This window comes from Xenorhabdus beddingii (assembly GCF_002127545.1).
GTDB classification, from domain to species: Bacteria; Pseudomonadota; Gammaproteobacteria; order Enterobacterales; family Enterobacteriaceae; genus Xenorhabdus; species Xenorhabdus beddingii.
In genome coordinates this window covers 1-9,863 of record NZ_MUBK01000046.1, presented here as the reverse complement: position 1 = coordinate 9,863, position 9,863 = coordinate 1, and the positions used below count along the sequence as shown (strand labels likewise).

Below are 9,863 nucleotides of genomic sequence, written 5' to 3'. Positions count from 1 at the left end.
AAACTGTGAGAGCCATTTTTGCGCTTCAGAAGCGACGGTGCGGTTAAATTTACCCAAAGCGTAGGATTTGGCTTGTTCTGCCAATTCAGCAGGAGAAGATGACAGAATATTGCTTACCGTTTGTAGATTTCTTGTGATGATATTCGGTGTATCAGCATTTGAGGTGTCACTGTTTTTTTTTACGTCATTTTCTTGATTGGTATTCGAGTCAAAAAATATTTTACTTGACTCATTAACGCGAACGTCTATATTTTCTTTTTGATCTGTTTGTTGAGAAGATATCTTATTTGTCGTTATATTGCCGTCTGCAAAAGCGTTTATTATGGTAGTGGATATAAGTAACGCATAGATAAAAATAAAAAAAACAATGACCTTACTAATATATGATGACATATATAAGCACCTCAAAATACATTAATTTACTATTAATAGCCTTATTTTATTCTGGTTTGGTAAGAAAACAGACTATTTCCCATAATGCTCTATAGTAGGAAATATTTTTATTTTTATCATGAAATTGAGTTATCAACCGATAACTCAAAGTTATTTCGTGGATTGTGTATAATGATTTAATTGCTCTATGTAATGAAAAATACAGGCTTGGTAGATGTATTACAACGGAAAAACCTTGCTGTAAGCATAACAGCGATAACGCTGATGTCCTCCATTGCCTTTCCCATGCCCTGAACACGCTAATAATCGCTTTACCCTGAAATAACAGGCGCGATCAAGATGAGTACTATAATCAGGTCGCGCTTCATCAAACACTCAATATCACCATTATGGTGCCCTAATTTCGGTTTATCCCCAATTTGGTGCAATTTTACCTGCCGATAAACGAGCAGGTTAGCTGTTCCCCCTTCACGAAAAAGGGCTTTCGTTGATATTCAGTGCTTTTTAAAAGTTGGCACACTTTTCGCATTCTTTTTTGCAATAGAAATTGCAAGATAAAACCGCATACCTTGCATTGTTTTATCCAGCCGACGTAAACCAGGAGAGCGAGTATGTCCGTTGAACATGTTTTGTCCATGATTGAAGAACATCAGGTGAAATTTATTGACTTACGTTTTACTGATACCAAAGGTAAAGAACAACATATCACCATTCCTGCCCACCAAGTTGATGAAGATTTCTTTGAAGATGGCAAAATGTTTGACGGTTCATCAATTGGTGGCTGGAAAGGCATCAATGAATCCGACATGGTGTTAATGCCAGATCCAAGCACGGCCATGCTTGATCCCTTCTTTAATGATGCCACCCTTATCCTGCGCTGCGATATTCTGGAACCCGGCACGATGCAGGGTTATGACCGCGATCCTCGCTCTATTGCGAAACGCGCAGAAGATTTCCTACGTGCAAGCGACATTGCAGATACGGTTCTATTCGGGCCAGAACCCGAATTTTTCCTGTTCGATGATATCCGTTTCGGCAGTTCCATCTCTGGTTCTTATTATCATATTGATGATACAGAAGCCGCGTGGAATAGCGGCACCCGCTATGAAAATGGTAACAAAGGGCACCGTCCCGGCATCAAAGGGGGTTATTTCCCTGTTCCTCCGGTCGATTCTTCTCAAGACCTGCGTTCAGCCATGTGCCTGACAATGGAAAAAATGGGGTTGGTGGTTGAAGCTCATCACCACGAAGTTGCGACTGCCGGACAAAATGAAATCGCCACCCGCTTCAATACGATGACGAAAAAAGCGGATGAAACTCAGATTTATAAGTATGTAGTGCATAATGTGGCCCATAAATTTGGCAAAACAGCCACCTTTATGCCAAAACCGCTGGTGGGAGATAACGGCTCTGGCATGCACTGCCATATGTCCCTGTCCAAGAACGGCACGAATCTGTTTGCCGGTGACAAATACGGCGGCCTGTCTGAACTGGCTCTGTACTATATCGGCGGTATCATCAAACATGCCCGTGCGTTGAATGCCTTTACCAACCCAACGACCAACTCGTACAAACGTCTGGTCCCCGGCTTTGAAGCTCCGGTCATGCTGGCTTATTCTGCCCGCAACCGTTCTGCGTCTATCCGCATTCCCGTTGTGGCCAGCACTAAAGCCCGCCGCATTGAGGTGCGTTTCCCTGATCCGGCAGCGAACCCTTATCTGACCTTCGCTGCACTATTAATGGCCGGTCTGGATGGCATCATCAACAAAATACATCCGGGTGATGCCATGGATAAAAACTTGTATGACCTGCCAGCAGAAGAAGCACAAGAGATCCCAACGGTAGCTTCTTCTCTGGAAGATGCCTTAGCTGCACTGGATGCAGACCGTGAATTCCTGACCCGCGCCGGGGTTTTCACTGATGATGCCATTGATGCTTATATCAACTTATTGCAGGGTGAAATTGAACGTGTTCGCATGACGCCACATCCTCTGGAGTTTGAACTGTATTACAGCGTGTAATGCTTTAGCGTGTATAGCCTTTATAGCGAGCCTGGTGGCATTGCTGCTGTTCCTTTTTTGTTGCCGTGAAACTTTTAGCCCATCTTTGGATGGGCTCTTTTCTCGCAAACAATGACATCTCGCAAACAAGCACAAAACCAGATGAGACGGAGTGAAAATAAACGCATACTGGGCCGGACAACTTATTGAGTTAGGCTGAAATAGGCTACAATGCACCAAAAACGTGCAGAGATTGAATGATGATGGCGGATTTACCCGAAGCAGAGCAAATTCTCGACTCACTGATAAACAGCGTATTGGTGCTGGATAATGATTTGATTGTCCGCTACGCCAATCATTCCGCTATGCAGCTTTTGGCACAGAGTACACGCAAATTATTCGGCACGCCTTTGCCTATTCTGTTTAGCTATATTTCTCTGGATACAGAATTGATGCGTGCCAGTTTGATCAACGGGCACGGTTTTACCGACAACGAAGTCATACTGGTGATCAATAATCACCCTCATGTGATGTCGCTCAGCGCCCAACCGATTTCCGAACAGTTTATACTGCTGGAACTGGCGCCTATGGATAGTCAACGCCGGTTAAGCCAAGAGCAGATCCAACAAGCACAGCAGGCGGCTGCGCGGGAATTGGTTCGGGGGCTGGCACATGAAATAAAAAATCCCCTTGGGGGACTGCGGGGAGCCGCCCAATTGCTCGCCAAAGCGCTGCCGGATCCGTCCCTGCGGGAATATACCCAAGTGATTATTGAACAAGCCGACAGGTTACGCAGTCTGGTGGATCGCTTACTGGGGCCGCAACATCCGGGTGCGCAAACCCGCCAGAGCATCCATCATGTCGTCGAGCGCGTTTACCAGTTGGTGGCACTGGAAATGCCCCCCCATGTTACGCTGATCAAAGATTATGACCCTAGCCTGCCGGAATTGGCTTACTATCCTGACCAAATTGAGCAAGTGTTACTGAACATCACCCGCAATGCGCTACAGGCTCTGGGGAAAAAAGGAGGCACGATCACATTGCGGACGCGAACTGCATTTCAGATTACCTTGCAGGGTGAGCGTTACCGCCTCGCGGCCAGAATGGATATTGAAGATAACGGGCCAGGTGTCCCTCCCAATATTCAGGATACGCTTTTTTACCCGATGGTCAGTGGGCATGAAGGCGGAACTGGGCTTGGGCTGTCCATTGCCCGTAATCTCATCGACCAGCATGCGGGCAAAATTGAATTCACCAGTTGGCCGGGACATACGGAATTCTCCATTTATCTGCCCATCAAAAAATAACCGTTCGAGAAATAGAGGGTAACAATGCAACGAGGAAAAGTTTGGATCGTTGATGACGACAGTTCTATCCGCTGGGTACTTGAACGGGCGCTGAGTGGCGCAGGATTGGAGTGCACCTGTTTTGAAAATGCCGATACCGTTCTGGCTGCACTGTCACAGGGCAGTCCTGAAGTCCTTTTGTCTGATATCCGTATGCCCGGACTAGACGGATTAAATCTGCTCAATCAGATAAAACAGAGCTATCCACAGCTTCCGGTCATCATTATGACTGCCCATTCTGATCTGGATGCCGCTGTCAGTGCCTATCAACAGGGGGCGTTTGATTATCTGCCAAAACCTTTCGATATTGATGAAACCGTCGCGCTGGTTGAGCGGGCGCTGAGTCACTATCGCGAACAGCATCACTCTTCCGTCAACCCGCAAGTGGCGGCATCCGTTTCAGATATGATCGGAGAAGCCCCCGCTATGCAGGAGGTGTACCGGATTATCGGCCGGCTTTCCCGCTCCTCCATCAGTGTGTTAATCAATGGGGAATCCGGTACGGGAAAAGAACTGGTCGCCCATGCTCTGCACCGCCACAGCCCACGCGCCTCTGCGCCATTTATTGCCCTGAATATGGCGGCCATCCCAAAAGACTTGATTGAATCTGAACTGTTTGGGCATGAAAAAGGGGCTTTTACGGGTGCCAGTCAAGTGCGTCACGGGCGTTTTGAACAAGCCAATGGTGGTTCACTGTTTTTGGACGAAATTGGTGATATGCCGCTGGATATCCAGACCCGCTTACTGCGGGTGCTCGCTGAAGGGCAATTTTATCGGGTCGGGGGTTATGCACCGGTGAAGGTTGATGTCCGTATTATTGCAGCGACTCACCAACATCTGGAGCAACGTGTTGCAGAAGGCAAATTTCGGGAAGACCTCTATCATCGCCTGAATGTCATTCGCGTTCAGTTACCCCCATTGCGGGACAGAGTGGAAGATATTCCGCGCCTGGCCCACCATTTCCTGCAACAAACCGCCACTGAGCTGGGGGTTGAAGCCAAAATCCTGCATCCTGATACAGAACTTGCCTTGATGCGTCTGCCGTGGTCGGGAAATGTCCGCCAGTTGGAAAATGTCTGCCGCTGGCTGACCGTGATGGCTGCCAGCAAAGAAGTGCTGGTACAGGATTTGCCTGCTGACTTAATCGGTCATCCGTCAACAGAGCTGGCTGGAAACATCCCTCTGTCTCACTCAGCCTCTCCTGAAAACTGGCCGCAACTGTTAGCAACATGGGCACAACATGCCTTAAAAGAAGGAAAAACCAACCTCCTTTCCGATGCTCTGCCATTGCTGGAACGCACTTTGCTTAATTGCGCACTGGAATACACCAATGGGCATAAACAGGAAGCCGCCCGCTTGCTGGGCTGGGGAAGAAATACCATAACGCGGAAATTGAAGGAACTGGGGTTGGAATAGGTTATTTAAGTGAATCTACCCTCTATTACTGAGCAAATACTCAGGGAGATCAATAAACTGGGTTAATATCGCTTCGTCGTTTGTGACTAATACCATTCCTTCATAGATAGCTTGAGCCATCAGCATAAGGTCGAAAGGATCCCGATGTTTTACCTTCGGTAACTCGTAATAACAGGAAGAATGTTCAATGGTTACCGACAATGGTAAAAAACCCACTTCATTTTGTGCAACATCCGCGATAATTCTGGGTTCAAAAGCATAATCATCTCTATCCAGTCTTCTTTTTATTGCTATTTCCTGAATACTGACAGCACTAAAATAAATTTCATTATCTGTATCTCTTAATAATTTATTGACCGCTTTTTTCAGTTTAGAGGGGTCAGCCAAATACCAAAGCAAAATATGAGTATCTAACAGATAGCGCATTAGTCTTGTTCTCTTCCTTCAAACATTGAAAGGATTTCACTGTCACGTTTAGCAAACTCTTCTTCTGTTGGTATGGACAGTTTTCCAATCAGCACACCAATCGGCCTCAATGTTTTTTTAGGCTTGGCTAACATACCCACTGGCCTTAGTACCATGGGTTTATTATTAGTTGCTGGTTTTAATACCCGCTTATTGTGCCAACGATAAGTCTTTACCTGTATAGCATCTTCACCTGCTCCTTTAATAACAATAGCTTGACCATCCCTGATCACGGCTCTCAATCCCGCAGGAAGCTCTGCAATACCGAGTTTTATTTCAGTACTCATATCATCTCCTACATTTCGGCAATCGAATCACTGAGCTAATTTTAACCAATCATTTGGAAAATGTTAACCTATATGCGTTGTGAACAGAAATTATTGAACATGAATTGTTGAAATATTGCCGATACCCTTTTATTAAGGTGTTGTGTAAATGCTATTCTTGTAGAAAATTGAGCCTTCATATCACCCGCGAAAACTGTCTTTGCCGCATCTGGTTGCGTAAGTAGCGGTCAAAACACATACAAATATTACGGATCAACAATCGCCCTTTGGGAGATACCTGAATGTGCGATTCTGTCACTTCAACTAAGCCATCTTCCGCCAATGGTGCCAGCAATTGCAGGTCTTCGGCAAAGTAATCAGGGAAATTCAGCCCATGGCACTGTTCAATCTCCGCAAAATTCAACCGGAAGTTACAAATCAACGCCTTGATCACATCACGACGAATGCAATCATCCCGCGTCAGCACCAATCCCCGCCACAATGCATGACCTTGTGCCTCTACCGCTGCGTAGTAGGTTTTCAGGTCCTTCTGGTTCTGTGCATAGCTGTCGCCCAACATACTGATGGCGGAGACCCCCATGCCGAGTAAATCGCACTCTCCCTGCGTGGTATATCCCTGAAAATTACGGTGCAAGAGACCTTCCCGCTGGGCAACCGCCAATTCATCATCAGGGCGGGCAAAGTGATCCATGCCAATACATTGATAATCATTGTTTGTCAGGGTCGAAATCGTTTCCTGCAAAATATCCAGCTTCTGAGCTGCCGTGGGTAAGTCCTGCTCCTTGATTTTACGCTGCGCTGCAAACAAACTGGGCAAATGGGCATAGTTGAATACACTCAGGCGATCGGGTGACAACGCCAATACACGCTGCAATGTAAAAGCAAAGCTCTCTGGCGTCTGTTTCGGCAAACCATAAATCAAATCAATACTGGTGGATGTAAAACCGGTTTCACGGGCACGGTTGACCAGTGCAAAAATAAATGCCTCATCCTGTTCACGATTCACCAAACGCTGTACATCTTTATTGAAATCCTGCACGCCCATGCTCAGGCGGTTAAATCCTTCATGACGCAGGTGATCAATCACATCGAGTTCAATTTCACGCGGATCAATTTCAATGGAAAGTTCAGCCTCGGGCAGAAAATGAAAATGGCGACGCAACATCGACATCAACCGGCTGATTTGTGCTTTGTCCAGATACGTCGGCGTGCCTCCCCCCCAATGCATCTGGCTGACTTTCCGCCGGGAAAATAATTGGGCACGGGCCGCAATCTCTTTTTCCAGCACATCCAGATAGTCATCGGCTTTGTGTTTCTGCCGGGTGACCTGCTTATTGCAACCGCAGAAATAACACAGCTTATGGCAGAACGGGATATGAATATAGAGGGAAAGCGGGCGATGGGGATAGCGGGCCGCAGCCTGAGCAAAAGCAAGATCATTGTATTGCTGGTTAAACTCCAATGCTGTTGGGTATGAAGTATAACGAGGCCCTGAATAGTTGTATTTCTGGATCAAAGGCAGATCCCAAACAATGGCTTGCTCTGACATGCTTATTCCTTCCGCTGTTTTCGCCCATTCACGTCACGATAGCTGCCATAGTTTACCCAATAACCACAATAAATAACACACTAAAACCAGGGTTATTAATGTTGTGGTTATCAGAATAAACCCGCCTTTTATGATCACAATCAATGCAGAAATTACTTCCCTTTCAACAACTGCATGATGTCTTCCTGTTTTTCCTCTTCGCTGTCATCTTCTTCCAGATTGATGCCCAACTCTTCCATTAGAGTATCAACACGGTCGAGCATGTTATCGACATAGGCATTGTCTTCCTGAGACAGTTTTTCACCCTGCTCAAGACGTGCCAGCAGGTCATCCAGACGCTCATCACTTTCCAGCATTTTCAGCTCGTCCTGTGGTGACAGACGAGGCTGTTGTTCCTCCACAACGGGTTTATCTGCGGGTTTCACTGCGGATGTTTTTTTACCTACCGCCAGGGAGCCGACAACCAGAGGAACGGGAACCTTACTGCCGATACGCGGATCTTTTTCCTGCTTGTCGGCTGAACGTTTCTTATTTCTGGCATCACCGTTACTGCGGCTACCCGTGGGATTACCCCGACGCTTTTTATCGCGTTTACGGTCGCGCCCTTCGGCATCCAATTCTGCGCGGCTTTTTCTTTTTTGTTTGCCAGCGGAAGGTTTCGCTGGTGATTTTTTCTTTAACGGGCTCATAGCTTGTGACTCAACTCGCTTTTATCAAGATATTTTCGGCGGAATCTAACAGAAACTTCCTTTAACATCCAATGTCATTCACTTATCGTTTAAAGTTCAGCTAATATTCTAGGAATATTTAACTCAAATATGGTGATCATTAACTACCATGCGCTTTTTTGATGCTCCTTCTTATCGTATGTCATTGTCTCTTTGGGTCATTGGTTATGCTGTTTTATGGGTAATTGCAAGCTACACTCTCGATCCCACCGTGCCTTATGATGCGGTAGAAGCCTTGAACTGGGGGATCAATGGGGAATGGGGTTCTCCCAAAAACCCTTGGCTGGTCGGTGCCATAATGCTACCTGCTCTTTGTATCAGCAATATTTCTCTGAGTTTTTATTGGTATTTCGTCCACTTTGTTGCCATTGCCATCGGTATGCTGGGGGTCTGGCAGCTCGCTTTCCGGTTAACGGGCAAAATTGCACTGGCATGGCTTGCCATGTTAACGCTGAACCTGTCAGGCATCATCAATTTCGATATCATTCCTTATAATGATAATTACCTTTTGGTCATGCTCTGGCCGTGGTCTCTGCTGTTTTTTCTGCGCGCCATCGACGATCATCCCAAATGGTGGCTGGCATTTGCCCTCGCCACCGGGCTGGCAACGATGGGAAAATATTCTTCGCTTGCTATCGTCGGTTCTGTCTTTTTGCTCTCACTGTTCACAGCCAAAGTCCGTCGCAGCTATCGGGAACCGCTGTTTTATCTCGCCCTTGTGATATGGTTCGCGCTGGTGTTACCGAACGTCTGGTGGCTGGTGCATAACGACTTCGCCGCATTTAAGTGGGTTGATTCCCAAATTCAGGCAGGGTTCAATCTGCATACCACTCGTGCGGTGCTTTCTGTGTTCTATCCATTGATTATTGTCAGTGTAATTATTTACCTGTTGGGTGGACGGATTGGTTGGCCTAAGCAGCCATCCAACGCGCTGGTCAATATCGTTGTCCTACTGCCTTTGCTGATTATTTATGGCTGGTTCTCTTTCAATCAGGGCGGACGCATGACTGAGTGGGTACAGCCTTTTATGACCGTAGCCCCCGCCCTGTTGGTGGGTTCAATCACGGTCTATCCCCGCAAATCCCTGCAAGGAACCTTACGGGGATTGGCTGTGTTTGGTGTTTTGGTTTTGATCGGCTATATCAGTGTGATGGTGGCGAATGTCCGTGATGCCGGGCAAAAATTTGTGGGTATAAAAACGTTTACCCGCCAACTTGATCAACGCTGGAACGAACTGTACCCCACACCGTTACGTTATGTTGGCGGGGAATATCTGCATGAATGGCTGACGTTTTACAGTCACTATCTCCCAGAAACGATACGGCCTTGGGAATTAAATAATGGCACCCCGCCCAATATCTATAACCGCCATATTAAAGAAAACAATATTGCAAAATATGGTGCATTACTGGTGGGAGAAAGAGGCAAAAGCTGCGAGGAGGAAAACTTCCGCCACACGCTTCAGAAATGGCCGACATTGACGATTAGCCATACAGAAGAATTCTCTTTTCAGGCTCAACCCAGTGCTGAACCACAAACGGTCTGCATTGGTTTCGTGGCACCTGAAACTATCGAATAAATGTCTAGTCCTGATATACGTTGACACTTATTTTACTCATCACCGCCTGATGATGTACGTCATCGGGCGTTTGATATTTTAGGGCTAAGTGGGGTCGGTA

General features: G+C 46.6%; 9 protein-coding genes. 4 read left to right on the top strand and 5 right to left on the bottom strand.

Going from position 1 to position 9,863, the window contains the following annotated elements; all coding sequences use genetic code 11:
- Nucleotides 1-393 (bottom strand): hypothetical protein (locus Xbed_RS17385; RefSeq protein ID WP_086114106.1); only part of this gene is annotated, 393 nt, incomplete at its 3' end.
- A gap of 611 nt (nucleotides 394-1,004) precedes the next feature.
- Here Xbed_RS17385 and glnA point away from each other — a divergent pair.
- The 3 genes from glnA (at nucleotide 1,005) to glnG (ending at nucleotide 5,155) form a co-directional block, all read left to right on the top strand.
- The gene (gene glnA, locus Xbed_RS17380) at nucleotides 1,005-2,414 is read left to right on the top strand and encodes a glutamate--ammonia ligase (protein WP_086114105.1); all 1,410 of its coding nucleotides are present in this window, start codon (nucleotides 1,005-1,007) and stop codon (nucleotides 2,412-2,414) included.
- Between the two features lie 236 nt (nucleotides 2,415-2,650).
- The gene (gene glnL / locus Xbed_RS17375) at nucleotides 2,651-3,700 is read left to right on the top strand and encodes a nitrogen regulation protein NR(II) (RefSeq protein WP_086114104.1); all 1,050 of its coding nucleotides are present in this window, start codon (nucleotides 2,651-2,653) and stop codon (nucleotides 3,698-3,700) included.
- Nucleotides 3,701-3,724: 24 nt separating this feature from the next.
- Entirely contained in the window at nucleotides 3,725-5,155 is a 1,431-nt protein-coding gene (gene glnG / locus Xbed_RS17370) for a nitrogen regulation protein NR(I) (protein WP_086114103.1), read from the top strand.
- Between the two features lie 15 nt (nucleotides 5,156-5,170).
- On the opposite strand, the gene Xbed_RS17365 is transcribed toward glnG, so the two are convergent.
- From Xbed_RS17365 to yihI, 4 genes are all read right to left on the bottom strand, one after another.
- Nucleotides 5,171-5,581 carry a type II toxin-antitoxin system VapC family toxin gene (locus Xbed_RS17365; protein WP_086114102.1) on the bottom strand — a complete coding sequence of 137 codons (411 nt, stop codon included), beginning with the start codon at nucleotides 5,579-5,581 and terminating at the stop codon, nucleotides 5,171-5,173.
- Nucleotides 5,581-5,907 (bottom strand): hypothetical protein, encoded by a 327-nt coding sequence (locus Xbed_RS17360; RefSeq protein WP_086114101.1) that lies wholly within the window; start codon nucleotides 5,905-5,907, stop codon nucleotides 5,581-5,583. Before Xbed_RS17360 ends, Xbed_RS17365 begins: the two co-directional genes overlap by 1 nt.
- Before the next feature lie 175 nt (nucleotides 5,908-6,082).
- A complete protein-coding gene (hemN, locus tag Xbed_RS17355) occupies nucleotides 6,083-7,456 on the bottom strand; it encodes an oxygen-independent coproporphyrinogen III oxidase (RefSeq protein ID WP_086114100.1) in 1,374 nt (457 codons plus the stop codon).
- 152 nt (nucleotides 7,457-7,608) lie between these two features.
- Entirely contained in the window at nucleotides 7,609-8,145 is a 537-nt protein-coding gene (gene yihI, locus Xbed_RS17350) for a Der GTPase-activating protein YihI (RefSeq protein ID WP_086114099.1), read from the bottom strand.
- 148 nt (nucleotides 8,146-8,293) lie between these two features.
- Between yihI and Xbed_RS17345 the strand changes: the two genes are divergently transcribed.
- Complete coding sequence (locus Xbed_RS17345) at nucleotides 8,294-9,763, top strand: glycosyltransferase family 39 protein (RefSeq protein ID WP_086114098.1); 1,470 nt, start codon at nucleotides 8,294-8,296, stop codon at nucleotides 9,761-9,763.
- Nucleotides 9,764-9,863 lie beyond the last annotated feature (100 nt).